We start from the raw sequence: 18,430 nt of genomic DNA, 5'->3' as shown, positions 1-18,430 counted from the left end.
GGACGGAGCACCAGGGGAAAGCGGAGTCAGCCGGCCAGCGGCAGCGAGTCGGCGCGTGAGGCCGGAAAAGGCGGCCGGCGGACGAGAGCGTCGTGAATTTCGGAAGTCGGCGGTCAGGCGTTTTTGCGATGTCGAGTTGCGCGATTCCCGCCGGTCGATGCCGTCACGAGCGCCCTCTCTCTGTCCTCGGCGATCACAGGGGAAAGGATAGGGCCGCCCTTCGGGTAAAGCAATATAAGGTCCGAAATCTGGACGGCCTCATTCCGTGACCGCAACCCGGCGGAACGTGTTCATTTTTGAAATGCACATTTCTCGGCCGAGCTGCGGTTCCGCCGATTGGACGGTTCCATTACGGCTTTCCGAAATTGGCGCCCGCGACCTGGGCCGCGGGCGCCGGGGCTCACACGATGACGCGGGCGCAGGGGATGCCGTTGAGCCTGAACTCGGCGGGCGGGGCGTTCGTGCCGGTGACGCTGGCCTCGTACCCGAAACTGACGCTGGAGCTCGGGCCGATGTTGGCGTTGTGGCCGGCGTCGCGAGCGACCACCTGGGTGCCGGTCTGGGTCAGGTTGGTGTTCCAGAAGGCAGTCACCTGCTGGTTGCCGGCCCAGTTCCACGACAGGCGCCAGCCGCTGATGGGCGTGGTGCCGGTGTTCTTGATGGTCACGGTGCCGTTGAAGCCGCCGCTCCAGTTGCTGGCCTGCCAGGTGACCTGGCACGAGGTGCCCATCTTGAGCGCGCCGCGCAGGAACATCTCGAAGGTGTCCCAGGTCGGGTTGGGGGCGCCCCCGCCCGCCAGGATGGCCTCGCCGCAGTTGGTGGTGGCGTAGCTGGTCTGGGTGCCGAACCGGGCGGGGTCCATGACGTCGGCCCGGCCGTGGTCGGCGCCGGGGATGGAGATGAACTGGCCGTTGCCGCAGACCGACTTGATCTTGTTGTAGAGCAGCACGCTCTGCCCGTGGGGCACCAGGAAGTCGGCCTGGCCGTGCAGGAACAGCACCGGCGGGTCGTTGGCGTCGACGTAGTTGATCGGGTTGGCCTGCGCCACCGTGGCGGGGCAGGTCTGGATGGCGCAGCCGACCAGGAGGGATTCGGGCGAGATCGGCGAGTTGTGGTCCAGCCCGCCGCCGGGCAGGTTCTGGGCGTTCATCTGGAGGAAGTCGGTCGGGCTGAAGAAGGCGAGCCCGGCCTGCACGGAGCTGGAGACGCCGGTCGCGCCGACGGTGCCCTCCAGCGCCGCCACGCCGCCGGTGAACGTGGCCATCTCCGTCAGCCAGCCGCCCGAGGAGTCGCCCATCATGGCGAAGCGGTTCGGGTCGAGCTGGTAGGCGGGGGCGTTGTGGCGCAGCCAGCGGATGGCCGCCTTGATGTCGTGCACCTGCGCCGGGAAGACCGCCTGGGTGCTGGAGCGGACGCTGACGCCGGCCACCGCCCAGCCCTTGGCGTTGAAGACGGCGGCGATGTCGGCGGCGCCGCTCTTGCCCTCGTCGCTCGACCAGGCCGAGCCCTTGTGCCAGATCAGCAGCGGCCTGGGGGTGAGGCCGCCGGTCGGCAGGTAGAGGTCCAGCAGGTGCCCCCGGGAGCCGACGGGGTCCTCGGAGGCGTACGGGATGTCGGCGATCACCTGGGCGGCCTGGGCCGGTGGTGAGAGCGCGAGTGAGACACCGAAGGTCGCCAGCATGGTGAGGACCATGCCGAGGACGGCGGCCGGGCGGATTCGAGCATGCATAGGTGAGCCTCCGGTGTTCGGATGATCGCCGTTTTCCCCGCCGGCTTGGCCTCGCCTCGATGTGGGCGAGGCGACGATATGACACGTACGTGACGGTGGTCAAAGTTTTCGGCGAACCGTTTCGATCCTGGTGACTTGCACCCCTACCGATGGGCGAAACAGCTCATCCGGCATTAGACGGGAACAAAACATGAAGAAGGGCCCAGAAGGCCGTATTACGCGGCGACAACGCAGCACAGAATGACATTTTTCCTGGCACACGGTCAGTGATATCTTGACCGCCGTGATCCACCCCGTCTTAGGAGGATTGATGCGCAAGGTTCGCGCAGTTCTCGTCCCGGCCGTTCTGGCCCTCGGATTGTCGTTATCGCTCGGCGCCACTCCGGCGCAGGCCGAAACGCTCAACGGCATCTACCGGGAGCACTCGGAATGCCAGCGATACGGCGACTACGGCGACGAGCAGGGCTGGTGGAACGGGTATAGATGCGAGTGGAAGAGCCAGTATCACTACTACTTCCTCTACGCGTGACACGCTGAGACCTGGGCGCCCCCCGGCTCTTTGAGCCAGGGGGCTCCTGCGTGCCTGGCGGAAAATCGTTTGCCTCTCGCGGCACTGCTCGGCGACCGTGGTGCTGCCATTCCGAAATGCCAGCACCCGTTCAGCGAAGAGAGCGTCTTTGTCGCACCACCACCCGGCCACGGTCTCCGTGTTCGCCTCCCCCGCAAGCTGGATCGAGTCCGACGCCCTCACCCAGTGTCACCAAGTGGCCGCCCTCGACGGCATGAGGCACGTCGCCGCGATGCCCGATCTGCACCCCGGCAAGGGCGCCCCGATCGGCGCGGCGATGACGTCGAGCGTGCTCTACCCGTTCCTGGTGGGCTCCGACATCGGCTGCGGCATCGCCGTCTTCCCCTTCAGGCTCAAGCGCGCCGTGCCCGAGAAGCTCGCCGCCCGCTTCCCCGACCTCGACCGCCCGCTCGATCCCGTACGCGACGCCGACGACCCGGCCTGGGACGTGCTCGACGGCGAGATCCCCGCCGGTCACCACGAGGGCCTCGGCACGGTCGGCCGGGGCAACCACTTCGTCGAGCTGGCGCGGATCGGCACCGTCTTCGAGCCCGACCACGCCGACCGCCTCGGGCTCGCCGCCGGCGACCTGGTGCTCATCGTCCACAGCGGCTCGCGGGGGCTGGGCGAGCGAATCCTGCGGGCGCACACCGAGGTCCACGGCGCGGGCCCGGCCCCCGACCCCGACGCCTACCTGGCCATGCACGACGAGGCCGTGCGCTGGGGATCGCTCAACCGGCGGCTGCTGGCCGCCCGGGTCGCCCACGCCCTGGGGGCCCGGCCCGCCGAGCCGGTCGTCGACCAGTGCCACAACCTCGTCGAGGTCCGCGACGGCCTCTACCTGCACCGCAAGGGGGCCGCGCCGGGCGACGGCCGCGACGTGCTCATCGCCGGCACCCGAGGCACCCACTCCTACCTGGTGGCCGCCCATTCCGGGCCGGACGCCGGCCACTCCGTCGCGCACGGCGCGGGCCGCAAGATGTCGCGCGCCGACGCGCTGCGCCGGGGCCGGGCCAAGCACACCGTCGAGGAGCTGCGCCGCACACCGCTCGGCTCGCTGGTCGTCTGCGGCGACCGCCAGCTTCTGTTCGAGGAGGCGCCGACCGCCTACAAGCGCATCGAGCAGGTGATCTCCGACCTGGTCGAGCACGACCTGGCCACCCCGATCGCCACGACGGTCCCGCTGGTCACGTACAAGACGGCCGATCTCGGCTCCGCGCCCGAGCGCCGCCGCAAGCGGGGCCGGTCGTGACCGTCCACCTGCTCCTGTCGGCCGGGCGCGGCCCGCAGGAGTGCGCGTGGGCGCTCGCCCGGCTGCTGCGCCGGCTCGAAGCCGACGCCGCCCGGCACAAGCTGGAGACCCACCGCGCCGAGACCGTCCCCGGCGAGCGGCCCGGCACGTACCGGTCGGTGCTGGTCAGGATCACCGGCGCGGACGCCGAGACGTTCGCCGCCTCCTGGACCGGGACCCTGTGCTGGCAGGCCCCCAGCCCCTACCGGGCCTCCGCCGGGCGCAAGAACTGGTACGTGACCGCCCGGCCGTGCCAGGTCGACGCCCCGCGCACGGCCTTCGCCGAGGACGACGTCGACGTCGTGCCCTGCCGCACCGGCGGCCCCGGCGGCCAGCACCGCAACAAGGCCAGCACCGCCGTGCGGGCCACCCACCGGCCCACCGGGATCGTCGTCGTGGTCGACACCGAGCGCCAGTTCAGCCTCAACCGCCGCATCGCCATGCGCCTGCTGCGCGAGCGCCTCGAACGCGACGACGAGGCGGCCGGCCGCGCCCTCGTCGCCGCCCGGCACCGTGTCCACGACGAGCTCGTCCGCGGCAACCCCACCCGCGTCGAACGCCCCTGACGCTCACCAGCCCTGCCAGAGGACGACCGACACGGCGAGCGCGGCGACCAGCAGCACGTACGCCGGCGCCCGCGCCGTGCGGGCCGACTCACGGCGGACGGAGAACGCGAGCGCGGCCCCCAGGGCCAGGGCGGCGGCCAGGTGCGGAACGTGCCCCTCGACGTCACCGGCTCGCTCGCCGGTCACGACGGCGAGCGCGGCCGGCCCCGCCGCCAGCAGCGCCGGCACGTAGCGGAACAGGCCGAGCAGCACCCAGACCGCGACGCCCGCCGCCAGCAGCATCGAGGAGCTGTGATGCAGGTGGCGGATCGCCAGGCCGCCCGGTGTGGCGAGCCCGGTCTCCAGCGCGGCCGCGTAGGCGGAGCTCAGCTCGACGCCGCGCAACGGCTCGTAGGGGCCGTCGTACACGACCGTGCCGCCGTCGGGCCGGAACCAGGCGAGGTAGGCGCCGGTGGCCAGGACGACGGCGAAGCAGTAGAGAAGCATCTCGCCGGTCAGCCGTCTCATCTGCTTCACGGGGCATATTGCATCACGCCGGGCGGGCCCACCATCATCTCGGCATGGTGCAGCCGACGTTCAGCCGGCGGGCGGTGCTGCTCGCCGCCGGAGGGCTGGCCGCCGGTTGCGCGCGGCGGCCGGAGGTGGAGCCGGCGCGGCTGCGGCTGGCCACGGGCCCGGAGGGAGCGGTGTACCGGCGGATCGGCGGCGTGCTGGCCGGGCGCGTCTCCGAGCAGGTGCCGGGCGTGACGGTGACGACGGTGCCGAGCGGGGCGTCGACCGACAACATCCGGATGCTGCGGGCCGGTGAGGCGCAGCTCGGGCTGACGAGCCTGGACGCGCTGATCACGACCGACGGGCGCGCGCCGGACGGCGTCTCGGCGATCTGCCGCCTGTACGACAGCCATCTGCACCTGGTGGTCATGGCCGGGTCGCCGATCGGCGAGTTCGCGGACCTGGCGGGCAGGCGGGTGTCGCTGGGGGCCCGCGATTCGGGCACGGAGTTCACCTCGCGGCGGGCGCTGGAGCTGGCCCGGCTGGAGCTGGAGTGGCTGTACCTGAGCCAGGCGGAGTCGGCGGCGGCGTTGCGTGACGGCCGGATCGACGCGATGTTCTCGCTGACGGGCGTCCCGACGCCGGCGATCACGGAGCTGGCGCAGAAGCACGCGATCCGGCTGATCCCGCTGGCCGCCCAGGCGGGGGCGCTCATCACGGCGTTCCCGGGCCCGTACACGCCTGCCATGATCCCGTCGACGGCCTACGCGGGGGTGCCCGCGGCGCGCACGGTCGCGGTGCCGAACGTGCTGCTCGTCCGCAACGACCTGCCGGACGAGCTGGTGCACGCCATCACCGACACGATCTTCACCCGCGCCGGGCCCGCGGCGGTGCCCGAGGCGTGGCACATCAACGTGCGCACCGGGATCTCCACGGCGACGGCGCCGCTGCATCCGGGGGCGGCGGCCTGGTTCCGCGACCGCAAGCGCTGAGCGGGTCAGCCGGGCACGAGGGGCAGCGCGACCACGGCGGCGAAGCCGTGGCCGGTGCCGTCGGGGCGCGGCAGGCCGTCCTCCAGCCGCAGCTCGCCCCCGGCCGCGCCGACGAGGTCGGCGCAGATGGCCAGCCCCAGGCCGGTGCCGGTGACGTTCTGGTGCTTGGGCGCGCGCCAGAACCGGCGCAGCGCCTGCTCGCGCTCGGCCGGCTCGATGCCCTGGCCGTCGTCGCGGACGGCGATCGCGACGACGCCGCCCGCCTCGGCGGCGCTCACCCGCACCACCCGCGCGTCCGACAGCCGCAGCGCGTTGCTGATCAGCTCGTCCAGGATGCTGCCCAGCCCGCCGGACGGCTCAAGCAGCCGCAGCCCCGGCGGCACCTCCACCGCCAGCCTCTGCCCGGCGGTCGCCGTCAGCGCCCGCCACCGGTCGACGCGGGTGGCCAGCACCGCGTCGAGGTCCACCGGCGAGGCCGTGCGGATGCTCTCCATCCGGGCGCTGGCCTGCAGCGAGTTCAGCATCCGCTGCATCGCCTTGAGCTCGTCGACCGCGACGTCGTACGCCTGCCGCCCGTCGTCACCCGCCCGCAGGTGCGGCTCCAGGCTCTCCACGGCCAGCCGCAGGCTGGTCAGCGGGTTGCGCAACTGGTGGGAGGCGTCCGACACGAACGCGCGCTGGCGCTGCACGGCGTTCTCGACCGCGTCCATCATCGTGTTGAACGACCCGGCCAGCCGCCGCAGCTCGGGCGGCCCGGCCTCGGCGTCGGCGCGGATCGTGAGGTCGCCCTGGGAGATGCGCGAGCTGGCCGCGTCGAGTTCGCGTACGGGCCGCAGCACCCACGCCGAGACCGGCCAGGCGACGGCGACGAGCGCGATCAGCGGCAGCAGCCCGAGGCCGGCGAGCTGGGCCCAGCGCAGCAGGATGCGCGAGCGCGTCCTGGCCAGGTCGGAGATCGTCACGACGGCGCCGACGACCTCGCTGTCGCGGCCGACCGGCTCGGCGACGACGAAGGCGGAGTCGTCCCAGGGCGCCCACTCCCCGGACGGTTCGGGCCTGGCCCCGGCGAGCGCGGCGGTGACGATCCGGGGCAGGGCCGGCTCGGCCCACGCCGCCTGCCGGTACGCGTCCGCCGGGCCGAGCAGCACGGCGCCCGATTTGTCGATCACGGCGACGGGGATGCCGTACAGCTCGTGGTAGCGGGCCAGCTCCTGCTGGAGGGCCTCGGTGCGCCCGGTGGACAGCGCGGTCTCGGCCAGCGACGCGAACCTGCCGACGTCGTTGAGCCGGTCCACGTACGTCTCCTGCATCTCGCGCTCGGCGACGGTGACGCCGAGCGGGACCCCGAGGGCCGCGACGAGCAGGACCGCGAGGGGCACCAGGACGACGAGCAGGCGGCGGTGCACGGGACGTCAGCCGTCCGGCTCCGCCGTCAGCCGGTAGCCGACCCCGTGGATGGTGCGGATCAGCGTGGCGGGCCCCAGTTTGTGGCGGAGCGCGGCGATGTGGGTGTCGAGGGTGCGGCTCGACGACTCCCAGGTGGCGCCCCAGATCTGGTCGAGGATGACGTCGCGGCTGACGACGTTGGGCGCCCGGCGGGCCAGCAGCAGGAGCAGCTCGAACTCCTTGCGGGTCAGCGTCACCGGGACGTCGTCGACGGTGACCTCGCGGGTGCCGACGCCGATGCGCATCGGGCCGACGACGAGGGGCCCGTCGGGGTGGCTCATCGCGCGGGCGACCCGGGTGCGCCGCAGGACGGCGTCGATCCTGGCCAGCAGCTCGGGGACGCCGAACGGCTTGACGATGTAGTCGTCGGCCCCGGCGCGCAGCCCGCGGACGCGCTCGTGCTCCTCGGAGCGGGCGGTCACGGCGATGACGGCGGTCTCGGGGCGGTCGCGCAGCTTGCGGATCACGTCGAGGCCGTCGCCGTCGGGCAGGCCCAGGTCGACGAGGACGACGTCGGACGGGGCCGCGCGCACGGCCTCGGCCGCCGTGGCGAGGCGGTGCACCTCGAAGCCCGCCTGGGCCAGGACGGTCGCCAGACCCCGCGCCACGCGGTCGTCATCCTCGATGATGGTGATCCGCATACCGGATTGTACGGCCGGGGTCAGCGGCCGGGCCATGCCGTTTCTTGGGATTTCTCTGACATTCACCGCATTCCTTGGGATTCCTCTGACACCATGCGCGCCCTTGTCACCCCAGACTGAGGCCGCGCACTGACGAGGAGCCCCGATATGAGAACGACCAGCAGGTATCCAGCCGCCGCCCGGATGATCGCCATGATCGGCGTCGTCTCGCTCGCCGCCGCCTGTTCCGGCAACGGCGGCGGGAGCGGCGCGACCGGCGGAGGCGGCGAGGGCGGCGCCTACCCCAGCCAGAACATCACGTTCGTCGTGCCGTTCAGCGCGGGCGGCCCGACCGACACCGTCACCCGCATGATCGCCGAGCCGATGGCCGCCAAGCTCGGCGCGAAGATCGTCGTCCAGAACGTCGAGGGCGCGGGCGGCACCATCGGCGCCGGCGAGGTCGCCCGCGGCGAGCCCGACGGCTACACCGTGCTCATGCACCACATCGGCATGTCCACCGCGCCCGCCCTCTACCAGGACCTCGGCTACCAGCCGCTGGAGAGCTTCGAGACGGTCGGGCTCGTCACCGAGGTGCCGATGACGGTCGTCGCCCGCAAGGACTTCGCCCCCGCGACGCTCCAGGACCTCGTGGCGCACGTGAAGTCCAACGCCGACAAGGTCACCATGGCCAACGCCGGCATCGGCGCCGCCTCCCACCTGTGCGGCCTGCTGTTCCAGACGGCCACCGGGGTCAAGCTCCAGGAGGTCCCGTACGAGGGCACCGGGCCCGCGCTGACCGACCTCGTCGGCGGCCAGGTCGACTTCATGTGCGACCAGACGACCAACACCAGCGGCCAGATCTCCGCCGGAGAGGTCAAGGCGTACGCGGTCACCACGCCCGAGCGGGTCAAGAGCCTGCCCGACGTGCCCACGACCACCGAGGCCGGACTGCCCGGGCTCAAGGTCAGCGTGTGGCACGGCCTGTACACCCCGAAGGGCACGCCGCAGGACGTCGTCCAGAAGCTGTCCGAGGCGCTGAAGTCCGCGCTGGCCGACCAGAAGGTCATCGACCAGATGGCCAAGCTCGGCACCGCGCCGGTCGCGGCCGAGGCGGCGACCCCGCAGGCGCACCGCGCCAAGCTGGAGGAGCAGCTCACCACCTGGGGCAAGGTCATCGCCGACGCCGGGATCAAGGCGTCCTGACGTGGAGCGTCGCCGGTCCTTCCCGGACGTCCTCGCCGGGGTCGTGTTCATCCTGATCGGTGGCGCGTTCGTGGCAGGGTCGCTCGGCTACGAGCTGGGCACCCCGCTGCGGATGGGCCCCGGCGCCTTCCCGCTGCTGGTCGGCGCGGTCGTGGCGGCCCTGGGCCTGGCCATCGTGGTCAAGGGCCTGGTGGCCGGCGAGGTGATCGCGTTCGGGCCGATCCCGTGGCGGGCGGTCGGCGTCATCGTGCTCGCGCTGGTGTTCTTCGGCTTCACCGTACGGGGGCTCGGGTTCGTCCCGGCGTCGCTGGTGACCGCCCTGCTCACCACGGTGGCCAGCAAGCGCGTACGGCCGCTCATGGCCGTGGCGGTGGCCGCCGGGCTGACCGTCGCGGCCACGCTCATCTTCGTCGTCGGACTGCAACTGCGGCTCCCGCTCTGGGGCCCGTGGCTGGGATTCTGACGCGGAATCCGGATTGAGGCATGGAACTACTCGACAACCTCGCGCTGGGCCTCTCGACCGCCCTGCTCGTCCAGAACGTCCTCTACTGCTTCGTGGGTGTGCTGCTCGGGACGGCTGTCGGCGTGCTGCCCGGCATCGGGCCGACGGCGACGGTGGCGATGCTGCTGCCGATCACGTTCAGCTTCGAGCCCGTCACGGCGCTGATCATGCTGGCGGGCATCTACTACGGCGCGCAGTACGGCGGCTCGACGACCGCCATCCTGATCAACCTGCCCGGCGAGTCGTCGGCGGCCGTCACCGCGCTCGACGGGCACGAGATGGCCCGGCAGGGACGGGCCGGCGCCGCGCTGGCCACGGCCGCGGTCGGCTCGTTCATCGCCGGGACCGTGGCCACCGTCGTACTCGCGGTCGCGGCCCCGCCGCTGGCCAGGGTCGCGTTGCAGTTCGGCCCGGCGGAGTACTTCTCGCTGGTGCTGCTCGGCCTGATCGTGTCGATCGCGCTGGCGCGCGGCTCGGCGCTCAAGGCCCTGGCCATGATCTTCCTGGGCGTCCTGCTCGGCACCGTCGGCCAGGACATCTACACCGGTACGCCCCGGTTCACGTTCGGCCAGCGCGAGCTGTACGGCGGGATCGACTTCGTGTCCGTCGCCGTCGGCATGTTCGGCGTGGCCGAGATCCTGCGCAACCTGGAGAACGAGCAGACCCGCACCGCGATCGTCAGCAAGGTCAAGAACCTGTGGCCGACCCGCGAGGACCGGCGCCGGATCGTCGGCCCGATCCTGCGCGGCACCGGGCTCGGCGCCGCGCTCGGCGTCCTGCCCGGCGGCGGTCACGTGCTGGCCTCGTTCACCTCCTACGCCGTCGAGAAGCGCGTCTCCAAGCGGCCCGAGGAGTTCGGGCACGGCGCCATCGAAGGCGTCGCCGGGCCCGAGTCGGCCAACAACGCCGCCGCGCAGACGTCGTTCATCCCGCTGCTGACGCTGGGGCTGCCCGCCCATCCCGTGATGGCGCTGATGATCGGCGCGTTCATCGTCCACGGCATCACCCCCGGGCCGAACGTCATCACCGAGGAGCCCGCGCTGTTCTGGGGCCTGATCGCGTCGATGTGGATCGGCAACGTGCTGCTCGTGCTGCTGAACCTGCCGCTGATCGGGCTCTGGGTGCGGATGCTGCGGATCCCGTACCAGGTGCTGTTCCCGATGATCATCCTGTTCGCGGCGATCGGGACGTACTCGCTCGGGTTCAACGCCTACGACGTGTACGCGATCGTGTTCTTCGGGCTGCTCGGGTACGTGCTGATCAAGTGCGGGTGCGAGCCGGCGCCGCTGCTGCTCGGCTTCGTGCTCGGGCCGCTGCTGGAGGAGAACCTGCGGCGGGCGCTCATCATCGAGCGCGGCGACGCGACGGTGTTCCTGACGCGGCCGATCTCGGCGGTGCTGCTGGCCCTGGCGGCAGCGGCGCTGGTGGTCGCCGTGCTGCCGGCGATCCGCAAGCGCCGCGAGGTGGTGTTCGCCGAGGAGGACTAGGAGCCGCCGGGCACGGCCCCGGGCTCACCAGGGCTCGGCGGTCCGCCCGTCGGCGTCGAGGCCGTAGCGCGGCAGCAGGTCCCACCCCTGCTCCGCGGCCAGGCGCAGCAGCGGGTGACCGTGGCCGGCGTCGGCGGCCCGGCGGATCAGCTCCTCGGCCTCGGCCTCGGGGCTGCGCCAGGCCAGGTCCAGGAGCGAGTTGACCTCGTCGGCGAAGGGGTCGCGGGGTGGCAGCGCCACCTTCCGCCGTGGGGCGGGCTCGGCCACCGCCCGGCGGGGCGTGGGCGCGGCCGGCTTCGCCGCCGCCGCGCTCTCCGCCAGCCGGACCGCCTGCTCGCGGGCGCCGGCTCGCCGCCGCAGGCGCGCCAGCACCGCCAGCGCGTGGCCGTCCCCGTGACGGGCCGCGCGGTGCGCGAGCGACTCTGCGGCGGCGTGGTCGCCCGCACGCTCGCGCAGGACGGCCAGGGAGCGCAGGGCGGCCGTGCTCCCGCGTGCCGCGGCCTCGGCGGCGAGCCGTTCGGCCGCCCGGCCGTCGCCGCGCCGCTCCCGCATCCAGGCGAGCGTGCGCAGGGCCCGCGGGTCGCCCATCGCCGCGGCCCTGGCGGCCAGGCGTTCGGCCTCGTCGGGGTGCCCCGCGGCCTCGCGCAGGCGGGCCAGCGCCTGCAGGGCGAGCAGGTCGCCCGCGTCCGCGCCCGCCTGGTGGACGCGCGCCGCCTCGCCGGGATCCCCGCGCCGTTCGTGCCACCTGGCGATCGCCCGGAGCCCGGCGTGGTCCCCGGCCAGGAGGCAGAGGCGTTCCGCCTCCCGCCCGGACCCGGCCCGCCGGGCCAGCGTGCGCAGCGGCCGTACGTCACCGGCGTCGCGGGCCAGGAGCGCGACCCGTTCCGCGCCGGGTGCGTCGCCCGCGTCGGCGCGGCGCAGCGCCAGCCGTCCCAGGGGCCCCGTGAATCCCCCGGCGGCCAGCTCCGGCGCCAGCGGCATGACGGCCGCGTCGTCCCCGGCGTCCATCCGCAGCTCGGCGATCCGGTCGAGCGCGCTGAGCCCGGCCGCCGCGAGGACGGCGTTCAGCCGCTCGGCGCCCTGCCGGTCGCCTGCCTGCTCGCGCCTGATCACCAGGCTCTCGGCGTGCGCGTGGGGCGGGATCAGATAGTCGCCGGCGGCCAGGGCCTGCGTGACGTAATGCTCGCATTCCGCGTCCGAGCGCCAGGCCATCTCCCACATCGCGGCGACGACGCCCGCGTCGGCGGCGGCCCGGTAGAGCCGCTCCGCCTCGGCCGGATCGTCCGTCACCGCCGCCAGCAGCGCCAACGCGTCCGTCTCCCCCGCGTCGGCGGCGACCTGGTACAACCGGCGCTGACCTTCCCGATCACCGATCGGAATGCGGGCGGCGACCGCCCAGAGCCCGCGCCGATGCCCGAGACCGTAGGCCCGGACGGCGAACCGCTCGGCGTGGGCGGTGTTCCCGAACCGCCAGTGGGCCTCGACGTACCATTCCACCAGCTCGTCGCCGGCCGCGAGGACGATCCGCTGGGCCTCGGCCTGGTCGCCCTCCTCCTCGCGGAGCATGGCGAGCCCGTAGAAGCCGCTGGGGTCCCCGGCCTCCGCCCCGATCCGGTAGAGCCGTTCCGCGCCGTCCCGGTTGCCGCCGGTCTCCAGCTCCAGCGCGACCCTGTACAGCGCGTCGAACCGTCCCGCGGACGCGGCCCGGCCGGCGATCAGGGCCGCCTGGCGGTAGCGCAGCCGCTCCAGGGCGGCGGTGGCCAGGGCGTGGAGGTCGTCCGCCGAGGTGACGTGCCGGGCCGCCGCCCGCCAGAACGCCTCGGGCGGCACCGCGAACCGGCGGCTCTGCCTGCCGTGCTGTTCGAGGTAGTCGGCCAGCCGGCAGCTCGGCGTTCCGGCGGGTTCGTCCGGACGTGGGCGGTTGAGGGTGAGCGGCCCGGCCACACCCCGGCACGGCGCCGACGTGTAGACCAGCGCGCGCTCCAGCCAGTCGTCGCCGGCCTCGTTCCACTCCTGGTCGGTGAGGTAGCCGGGGGCGGCGTCGCGGAGCAGCCCCAGCGGCAGCGCGACCCCGGCCCCGAGGCGGCGGGCGTCCATGGCCGCGTGGATCAGCGCGCGGGCCGCCGCGGGGGCGTTGTCGTAGCGCTCCATGAGCACCGGGACGCCCGCCAGATACTGGGTGATCCGCCCCCGCTCGGCCCCGTCGAGGGCCTGCCGGAGCTGGGGGCCGGCGTCGGCGGCGGCCCGGACCGCGGACAGCTCGGCGGTGGAGAAGGCCGGGCGCACCCGGATCGCGCCGCCGATCAGCAGGCGGCGGCTGCGCTCGTACGGGTCCTCGGCCTCGGGCTGCGGCGGCGGCGTGGTGAGCGTGTCCCAGTGCTGCGGCCACAGCGTCCCCAGCACCAGGACCGGCGCCCGGTCGGGGTCGTGCAGCAGCTCGCGCAGCCGGCCGGCGACGTGGTCGGACTTGAGCAGGAACCGCTGCGACTCGTTCAGCCACACGACGGTACGCGGCGCGACCGCGTCCAGCTCGGCCAGGAGCGCCTCCGCGGACTCCGGCGCCCACAGCCGCCAGCTCGCGGGCAGCGCCCTGAGGCACTCCCAGCAGGCGCGGGTCTTGCCCACCGAGGACTCGCCGACCAGGACGGCCAGCCCGCTCCTGCCTCCGGCCGCGCGCCGCGCGACCTCGCCCAGCCGCCGGTCGTGCTCGCGGGGCAGGTACGGCGGCAGCTCCGGGAGGCCGCCGTGGCCGCTGACCTCGACGGCCTGGTGCACGCCCAGCGCGAACGGGTCCGCCACCCGGGACAGCGGCCTGCCCGGCGGCGCGGCCGCGGTCGCGACGGGACGGCGCTCGTCGTGGGCGGCTTCGACGAGGTCGTTCCACCGCTGCCGGTTCGGCCGCACCCGGGCCCACTCGCTCCAGATCTCGATGAGGTCCCAGACGCGGTCGGAGTCGCCGGGCACGCGCCTCCTGGCCGGGTCGGGGTGCAGCCACGAGGCGATGCGCTGGTCGTGCAGGATGGCCCCGGTGCGGCGGCGCACCTCGCGGACGGCCGCCTTGCGCGAGGCCGGCTCGCCGTCGGCCTTGCGGGCCCGCCGCGCCCGCTCCTCCAGTGCCGCCAGCTCGTCACGCAGCCGCTGCCCGGCGCCCGCTGCGGGCGCCGCGGGCGGGCCTCCGACCAGCCGCGTCACGTCTTCTGCCCTCATCGCCCCCATTCCCGGTGCGCCGCCGCGTTCCTGATCCATTGTTGCGCTTCATCCACTTCCGGACGAGAGCAAGGAGAACCCCATGGCCGGCAAGCGCGCGACCATCGCCAGGCTCAGCCGCACCGCCCTGTTCGCCCTCGTACGCGGGCTCGCCGCCGCGGCCGGGTCGGCGCTGGTCGGGCTGGCGGTCTGGTGGCTGCAGCACCGATGACGGCGGCTCAGGAGAACACGACAGCCGAGATGATCACCAGCACGAGCACCAGCAGCAGGCCACCCGCGACGGCCAGCAGGCCGATCATGCATCCCAGGCCGTTCCACGGCTGGGGCGCGGGGCCGAGGGCGCCCTTGGAGTAGGCGAACAGGGGCGCGCGGTACTCCACGTCCAGCGTCCCGCCCGGCTGCAGCCAGATCGACACGTCCGCCGGCCCGATCTGCGCCGGCATCAGGTACGGCAGGTGGACGTGCAGGTGATACTGGCCGGGCGGGAGCGGGATCACGTTGCGCCCCCACCGCCCCAGCATCCGGTGGCCGTTGAGGACGATCACCGGGGAGATCATCTTGAGCATGAACCCGAGCGCGTGCGCCTTGATGTCGAGGGCCAGGTGCGCCTGCCCCGGCTGGGTCCACTGTTGGTGCGGTGCGGGGGGATGCATGGGGCACATGCTACTGATGTGACGTTCTCCGCAAAGCACCTCACATTCGGGCCCGCTGCCGCGTCGGGGTAGGGAGGGCAGTAGCGACCGAGGGAGCCAGGATGACCAGCCCGCCCGACCCGGGCCTCAGCGCGATCATGAGCGAGCGGCGTCAGCTGATCAACCTCGCCTACCGGCTCCTGGGCTCGCTGGCCGACGCCGAGGACGTCGTGCAGGAGACGTACGCCCGCTGGTACGCCATGTCGCGCAAGCAGCAGGAGGAGGTCGGCAACCCCGGCGGGTGGCTGACGAAGGTGGCCAGCCGCATCTGCCTCGACCTGCTCAGGTCGGCGCGGGCCAGGCGGGAGCGGTACGTGGGCGAGTGGATTCCCGAGCCGCTGCCCGACAGCAGCGAGTGGACCAGCACCCCCGCCGGAGGCGACCCGGCCGACCGGGTGACGCTGGACGAATCGGTCAACATGGCCTTCCTCGTCGTGCTCGACTCGATGACGCCGGCCGAACGGGTGGCGTTCATCCTGCACGACGTGTTCCGCTACCCGTTCGCGGAGGTTGCCGAGATCGTCGGCCGCACGCCCGCGGCCTGCCGCCAGCTCGCCTCGTCGGCGCGGCGGCGCGTCCGCGCGGCCCGCTCCCCCGCCGACCCGCCGACCCCGCCCGCCCGGCAGGCCGACGTGGTCAGGAAGTTCAAGGAGGCGTGGGAGCGCCAGGACATCGACGCGCTCATCGGGCTCCTCGACCCGGACGCCACGGGCATCGCCGACGGCGGCGGCCTCGCCAGCGCCATCCTCCGGCCGATCCACGGCAACGAGCAGATCGCGCACACGTTCGCCAGGCTCGCCAACCGCGGCCTGTCGGTCCTGGAGCGCACGGTCAACGGGCAGCCGGGCCTGGTGGCGGAGCTGGACGGCGTCATCGTGGTGGTCGTGGCGTTCGAGGTCGTCGGCGACCGGATCAAGCACATCTGGGCGGTCCGGAACCCGGAGAAGCTCCGCCCCTGGACCACCGGCTAGCGACCCGAACTTGACCGGCGCCCGCCTAGCGCCTGCCGCCGAACTCCCAGCTGTGCACCTCCACGCTCTCGTACAGCCCGGCCCGCCCGCCGGGGCCCTGCGGCAGCATGGCCTCGGCGGCCTCGCGGTCCGGCAGCTCGACCATGAGAGCGGTGCCCATCCATTCGGCGCCGTCCTCCGACAGCAGCGTGCCCGCGACGATCACCCGATCCCCCAGGCCGGGGCCGGTCAGGTAGCGGCGGTAGTCGTCGTCCAGGCTCTCGCGGGCGGCGCCCTGGCCCAGCCTGGCGTGACCGATGACGAGGAAGCGCTCGTAGCCGTCGACGCCGCCGGTGTAGTCCCACATCCGGCCGCCGGCGATCGTCCGCCAGCGGCGCATCAGCACGTCGCCGTACACGCCCGCCCGGTAGTTCGGCTCGTCGAACGCGAACGCCCGCGCGGCGGCGGCGTCCGGCAGGTCGACGACGTGCATGCTGCCGGTCGCCGTCTCGTCATCCAACAGCGTCGGCCCGCGCGCGATCATCGCGTCGCCGTACGGGTCCATGAACGACCAGTGCGCCTCGACCAGTTCCATCCGCCGAGGCATCGAACCGGTCCGGTCCCGGCAATATATGAAATATTCCACCAACGGATCATATGACCTGGTCAGCCGATGCCGCAGAATCGACAGCATGGACCGGCAGGAGATCGCGAGGCTTCGCGGACGGCGCGCCGTGCGGCGGGCGACGCGGCACAAACGCGCGGTGCGACGGGCGCTGAGGAAGGCCGAGGTGGCCATGGGCGCCGCCGCCCTGGTGATCGTGCTGCTGGTGGCGCTCGTGCTGGAGCTCACGTAGGGCGGGCTCTGGACAAGGGGGGCGTTACGTGATCTGACGGAGGGAGAGGCCGACGATCACGAACAGGAGCACCTGGACATGAGCGACACGCCGCGACTGCACACCGCCGGAACCGACGTACTGGACCGGGCGCGCGCGTTGCGCCCGCTGATCGAGCGTGACGCCGCCGCGGCCGAGGCGCAGGGGAAGCTCACGGAGCCGGTCGTGGACGCCCTCCACGAAGCAGGACTTTTCGGGATCTGGGTGCCCGTGCCGCTCGGCGGCGCGGAACTGTCACCCCGCGAGCTGCTCGACGTGTTCGCCGAGCTCTCCTACGCCGACCCGTCGACGGGCTGGGTCGTCATGGCCACCACGCTGGAGAACGGCACGGCGGGCGCCTACCTGGGCGACGAGGCCGTGGAGCGGATCTTCAAGGGCCCCCGGATGCCGCTCTTCGCAGGCCAGGGCACCCGGCCGGGCGCGGCCGTGCGCGAGGACGGCGGGTTCCGGCTGAGCGGCCGGTGGAGCTTCGCCTCGGGCATGCGGCACGCCCAGTACGTGCACAGCCTGGGCGCCGTCGAGGGCACCGACGAGGTGCGCATCTTCATCACGCCGATCGAGGACGCCGAGCAGCTCGGCAACTGGGACGTGCTGGGGCTGCGCGCGACGGGCAGCATCGACTACGCCATCGACGGCGCCTTCGTGCCGGAGTCGCAGACGCACCTCTTCACGCAGAGCGAGCCGCTGCGCGGCGGCGCCCTCTATCGGCTGGGCCTGCTCGACCAGGCGCTGATCTGCCATTCGGGCTGGGCGCTCGGCGTCGGCCGCCGCCTGCTGGACGAGCTGATCGGCTACGCCGGGGCGCGGGCCGGGCGGCCCGGCCAGATCGCGGGCAGCGACGCCTTCCACGCCGACTTCGCCAGGACCGAGGCCGCGTACCGGGCCGCGAAGGCGCTGGTGCACGAGACGTGGGCCGACGCCGAACGCACGCTGGACTCGGGCGGGACGCTCGACGTGCGCCAGGAGACGATGGTGCGGCTCGCGCTCAACCACGTCACCTCGACGGTCGCCGAGGTGGCCCGGTTCGTCTACGCGTCGGGCGGCACCTCGGCGCTGCGCGACGGGCTGGTCCAGCGGCTGTTCAGGGACGTCCACGCCGGCACGGCGCACATCACCTCGGGCCCCCAGGTGCTGCGCGAGTGCGGGCGCGAGCTGGCCGGCCTGGCCCCGGGCGAGTCGTGGGTGATCTTCGCGCTGGAGCCGTGAGACCGGTCAGCTGATCGGCTTCCACCCCTCCGGCGGGTCCTCGCCGACCAGGCCGTCGACGGACTCGCGGAGCAGGTCGGCGTGGCCGGTGTGGCGGCCGTACTCCTCGATGAGGTCGCAGAGGAGGCGGCGGAGGCTGGCGTGCCGGCCGTCGGGGGTGGAGACGTGGGCGAGCTGGTCGAGGCCGCCGTCGGCCAGGGCGGCGGCCAGCCGCTCGCGCGAGCGCTCGACCGCGGCGTCCCACCGGGCGTAGAGCTCGGCGGGGGTGTCACGGGCGGCCGAGGTGAACGGCCACTCGGGGCTGTCCCACTCGCCGGTGTCGAACGGCTCGCCGCGCAGCTTTCGGGTGAACGTGTAGTCCTCCACGACGGCGAGGTGCTTGAGCAGGCCGCCGATCGTCAGCGAGGACGCGCCGACGCGGGCCCGCAGGCCGGCGGCGTCGAGGCCGTCGGCCTTCCAGCGGAAGGTGGTGCGCAGCCGGTCGAGCGCGCCGACGAGGTGCTCGGCCTCGGTGCCGGCGAGGGGCGGCTCCCACGGCGGGCCGGCGGTGGCATCGGTCGTGGCGTCGGTCATGGCGTCCACC

The 18,430-nt window shown here is 73.3% G+C and carries 19 protein-coding genes; 11 read left to right on the top strand and 8 right to left on the bottom strand.

The genetic code is table 11. The annotated features are described in order from the left end of the window. Positions 1 to 400 precede the first annotated feature (400 nt). Positions 401 to 1,729, bottom strand: coding sequence for a cellulose binding domain-containing protein (locus ACBI99_RS32725; protein WP_219500088.1), 1,329 nt, complete (start codon positions 1,727 to 1,729; stop codon positions 401 to 403). A 310-nt stretch (positions 1,730 to 2,039) separates the two neighbouring features. On the opposite strand from ACBI99_RS32725, the gene ACBI99_RS32720 reads away from it, so the two are divergent. The 3 genes from ACBI99_RS32720 to prfH all read left to right on the top strand — a co-directional run bounded on the left by ACBI99_RS32720 (position 2,040) and on the right by prfH (position 4,154). Next, the gene (locus ACBI99_RS32720) at positions 2,040 to 2,258 is read left to right on the top strand and encodes a hypothetical protein (RefSeq protein WP_219500086.1); all 219 of its coding nucleotides are present in this window, start codon (positions 2,040 to 2,042) and stop codon (positions 2,256 to 2,258) included. A 148-nt stretch (positions 2,259 to 2,406) separates the two neighbouring features. Next, positions 2,407 to 3,549: an RNA ligase RtcB family protein gene (locus ACBI99_RS32715; RefSeq protein WP_357586036.1), complete on the top strand. Its 1,143-nt coding sequence runs from the start codon at positions 2,407 to 2,409 to the stop codon at positions 3,547 to 3,549. After that, positions 3,546 to 4,154 carry a peptide chain release factor H gene (gene prfH, locus ACBI99_RS32710; protein WP_375074236.1) on the top strand — a complete coding sequence of 203 codons (609 nt, stop codon included), beginning with the start codon at positions 3,546 to 3,548 and terminating at the stop codon, positions 4,152 to 4,154. Before ACBI99_RS32715 ends, prfH begins: the two co-directional genes overlap by 4 nt. 3 nt (positions 4,155 to 4,157) lie before the next feature. On the opposite strand, the gene ACBI99_RS32705 is transcribed toward prfH, so the two are convergent. Then, positions 4,158 to 4,670, bottom strand: a complete 513-nt coding sequence (locus tag ACBI99_RS32705) for a hypothetical protein (protein ID WP_375074235.1) — start codon at positions 4,668 to 4,670, stop codon at positions 4,158 to 4,160. 44 nt (positions 4,671 to 4,714) lie between these two features. Here ACBI99_RS32705 and ACBI99_RS32700 point away from each other — a divergent pair, with 44 nt between their 5' ends. Continuing rightward, entirely contained in the window at positions 4,715 to 5,638 is a 924-nt protein-coding gene (locus ACBI99_RS32700; protein ID WP_219500077.1) for a TAXI family TRAP transporter solute-binding subunit, read from the top strand. A gap of 5 nt (positions 5,639 to 5,643) precedes the next feature. Here the strand turns inward: ACBI99_RS32700 and ACBI99_RS32695 are convergent, their stop codons facing one another. Next, on the bottom strand, positions 5,644 to 7,044 hold the full coding sequence (locus tag ACBI99_RS32695) for an ATP-binding protein (protein ID WP_375074234.1): 1,401 nt from the start codon (positions 7,042 to 7,044) through the stop codon (positions 5,644 to 5,646). A 6-nt stretch (positions 7,045 to 7,050) separates the two neighbouring features. Then, on the bottom strand, positions 7,051 to 7,725 hold the full coding sequence (locus ACBI99_RS32690) for a response regulator transcription factor (protein WP_219500071.1): 675 nt from the start codon (positions 7,723 to 7,725) through the stop codon (positions 7,051 to 7,053). 147 nt (positions 7,726 to 7,872) lie between these two features. Between ACBI99_RS32690 and ACBI99_RS32685 the strand changes: the two genes are divergently transcribed. The 3 genes from ACBI99_RS32685 to ACBI99_RS32675 are packed head-to-tail and all read left to right on the top strand — an operon-like array spanning position 7,873 to position 10,896. Then, positions 7,873 to 8,907, top strand: coding sequence for a tripartite tricarboxylate transporter substrate-binding protein (locus ACBI99_RS32685; protein WP_375074233.1), 1,035 nt, complete (start codon positions 7,873 to 7,875; stop codon positions 8,905 to 8,907). Between the two features lies 1 nt (position 8,908). Further along, positions 8,909 to 9,370 (top strand): tripartite tricarboxylate transporter TctB family protein, encoded by a 462-nt coding sequence (locus tag ACBI99_RS32680; RefSeq protein WP_357586027.1) that lies wholly within the window; start codon positions 8,909 to 8,911, stop codon positions 9,368 to 9,370. Between the two features lie 20 nt (positions 9,371 to 9,390). Further along, a complete protein-coding gene (locus tag ACBI99_RS32675) occupies positions 9,391 to 10,896 on the top strand; it encodes a tripartite tricarboxylate transporter permease (protein ID WP_219500065.1) in 1,506 nt (501 codons plus the stop codon). Between the two features lie 24 nt (positions 10,897 to 10,920). Here ACBI99_RS32675 and ACBI99_RS32670 read toward each other — a convergent pair whose 3' ends face one another. Beyond that, positions 10,921 to 14,103 carry a hypothetical protein gene (locus ACBI99_RS32670; protein WP_375074232.1) on the bottom strand — a complete coding sequence of 1,061 codons (3,183 nt, stop codon included), beginning with the start codon at positions 14,101 to 14,103 and terminating at the stop codon, positions 10,921 to 10,923. Positions 14,104 to 14,185: 82 nt separating this feature from the next. Between ACBI99_RS32670 and ACBI99_RS32665 the strand changes: the two genes are divergently transcribed. Beyond that, complete coding sequence (locus ACBI99_RS32665; protein ID WP_375074231.1) at positions 14,186 to 14,314, top strand: hypothetical protein; 129 nt, start codon at positions 14,186 to 14,188, stop codon at positions 14,312 to 14,314. Positions 14,315 to 14,321: 7 nt separating this feature from the next. Here ACBI99_RS32665 and ACBI99_RS32660 read toward each other — a convergent pair whose 3' ends face one another. Continuing rightward, positions 14,322 to 14,756 (bottom strand): hypothetical protein, encoded by a 435-nt coding sequence (locus ACBI99_RS32660; protein WP_219500061.1) that lies wholly within the window; start codon positions 14,754 to 14,756, stop codon positions 14,322 to 14,324. Between the two features lie 101 nt (positions 14,757 to 14,857). On the opposite strand from ACBI99_RS32660, the gene sigJ reads away from it, so the two are divergent. After that, on the top strand, positions 14,858 to 15,766 hold the full coding sequence (gene sigJ / locus ACBI99_RS32655) for an RNA polymerase sigma factor SigJ (RefSeq protein WP_375074230.1): 909 nt from the start codon (positions 14,858 to 14,860) through the stop codon (positions 15,764 to 15,766). 25 nt (positions 15,767 to 15,791) lie between these two features. Here sigJ and ACBI99_RS32650 read toward each other — a convergent pair whose 3' ends face one another. Beyond that, the gene (locus ACBI99_RS32650) at positions 15,792 to 16,439 is read right to left on the bottom strand and encodes a YciI family protein (RefSeq protein WP_281426743.1); all 648 of its coding nucleotides are present in this window, start codon (positions 16,437 to 16,439) and stop codon (positions 15,792 to 15,794) included. Between ACBI99_RS32650 and ACBI99_RS32645 the strand changes: the two genes are divergently transcribed. Together ACBI99_RS32645 and ACBI99_RS32640 are read left to right on the top strand one after the other, a co-directional pair. Further along, complete coding sequence (locus ACBI99_RS32645; protein ID WP_357586017.1) at positions 16,438 to 16,602, top strand: hypothetical protein; 165 nt, start codon at positions 16,438 to 16,440, stop codon at positions 16,600 to 16,602. The two genes, ACBI99_RS32650 and ACBI99_RS32645, sit on opposite strands and share 2 nt — an antisense overlap. A gap of 78 nt (positions 16,603 to 16,680) precedes the next feature. Continuing rightward, positions 16,681 to 17,847, top strand: coding sequence for an acyl-CoA dehydrogenase family protein (locus ACBI99_RS32640; protein WP_219500055.1), 1,167 nt, complete (start codon positions 16,681 to 16,683; stop codon positions 17,845 to 17,847). Positions 17,848 to 17,853: 6 nt separating this feature from the next. On the opposite strand, the gene ACBI99_RS32635 is transcribed toward ACBI99_RS32640, so the two are convergent. After that, the gene (locus ACBI99_RS32635) at positions 17,854 to 18,420 is read right to left on the bottom strand and encodes a DinB family protein (RefSeq protein ID WP_219500053.1); all 567 of its coding nucleotides are present in this window, start codon (positions 18,418 to 18,420) and stop codon (positions 17,854 to 17,856) included. Positions 18,421 to 18,430: the final 10 nt, after the last annotated feature.

Origin of the sequence: Nonomuraea sp. ATR24, assembly GCF_041950485.1 — a bacterium.
In the GTDB taxonomy this organism is placed as follows: domain Bacteria; phylum Actinomycetota; class Actinomycetes; order Streptosporangiales; family Streptosporangiaceae; genus Nonomuraea; species Nonomuraea ceibae.
The sequence above is the reverse complement of the archived record's forward strand: the minus strand, read 5'-3'. Positions and strand labels throughout refer to the sequence as shown.

Coding starts and splice junctions, on each gene's coding strand:
- ACBI99_RS32725 (WP_219500088.1), bottom strand. CDS start 1,729: ATGCATGCTCGAATCCGCCCGGCCGCCGTCCTCGGCATGGTCCTCACC.
- ACBI99_RS32640 (WP_219500055.1), top strand. CDS start 16,681: ATGAGCGACACGCCGCGACTGCACACCGCCGGAACCGACGTACTGGAC.
- ACBI99_RS32645 (WP_357586017.1), top strand. CDS start 16,438: ATGGACCGGCAGGAGATCGCGAGGCTTCGCGGACGGCGCGCCGTGCGG.
- ACBI99_RS32650 (WP_281426743.1), bottom strand. CDS start 16,439: ATGCTGTCGATTCTGCGGCATCGGCTGACCAGGTCATATGATCCGTTG.
- ACBI99_RS32720 (WP_219500086.1), top strand. CDS start 2,040: ATGCGCAAGGTTCGCGCAGTTCTCGTCCCGGCCGTTCTGGCCCTCGGA.
- ACBI99_RS32635 (WP_219500053.1), bottom strand. CDS start 18,420: ATGACCGACGCCACGACCGATGCCACCGCCGGCCCGCCGTGGGAGCCG.
- ACBI99_RS32670 (WP_375074232.1), bottom strand. CDS start 14,103: ATGAGGGCAGAAGACGTGACGCGGCTGGTCGGAGGCCCGCCCGCGGCG.
- ACBI99_RS32675 (WP_219500065.1), top strand. CDS start 9,391: ATGGAACTACTCGACAACCTCGCGCTGGGCCTCTCGACCGCCCTGCTC.
- ACBI99_RS32665 (WP_375074231.1), top strand. CDS start 14,186: ATGGCCGGCAAGCGCGCGACCATCGCCAGGCTCAGCCGCACCGCCCTG.
- ACBI99_RS32700 (WP_219500077.1), top strand. CDS start 4,715: ATGGTGCAGCCGACGTTCAGCCGGCGGGCGGTGCTGCTCGCCGCCGGA.
- ACBI99_RS32685 (WP_375074233.1), top strand. CDS start 7,873: ATGAGAACGACCAGCAGGTATCCAGCCGCCGCCCGGATGATCGCCATG.
- sigJ (WP_375074230.1), top strand. CDS start 14,858: ATGACCAGCCCGCCCGACCCGGGCCTCAGCGCGATCATGAGCGAGCGG.
- ACBI99_RS32690 (WP_219500071.1), bottom strand. CDS start 7,725: ATGCGGATCACCATCATCGAGGATGACGACCGCGTGGCGCGGGGTCTG.
- ACBI99_RS32660 (WP_219500061.1), bottom strand. CDS start 14,756: ATGCATCCCCCCGCACCGCACCAACAGTGGACCCAGCCGGGGCAGGCG.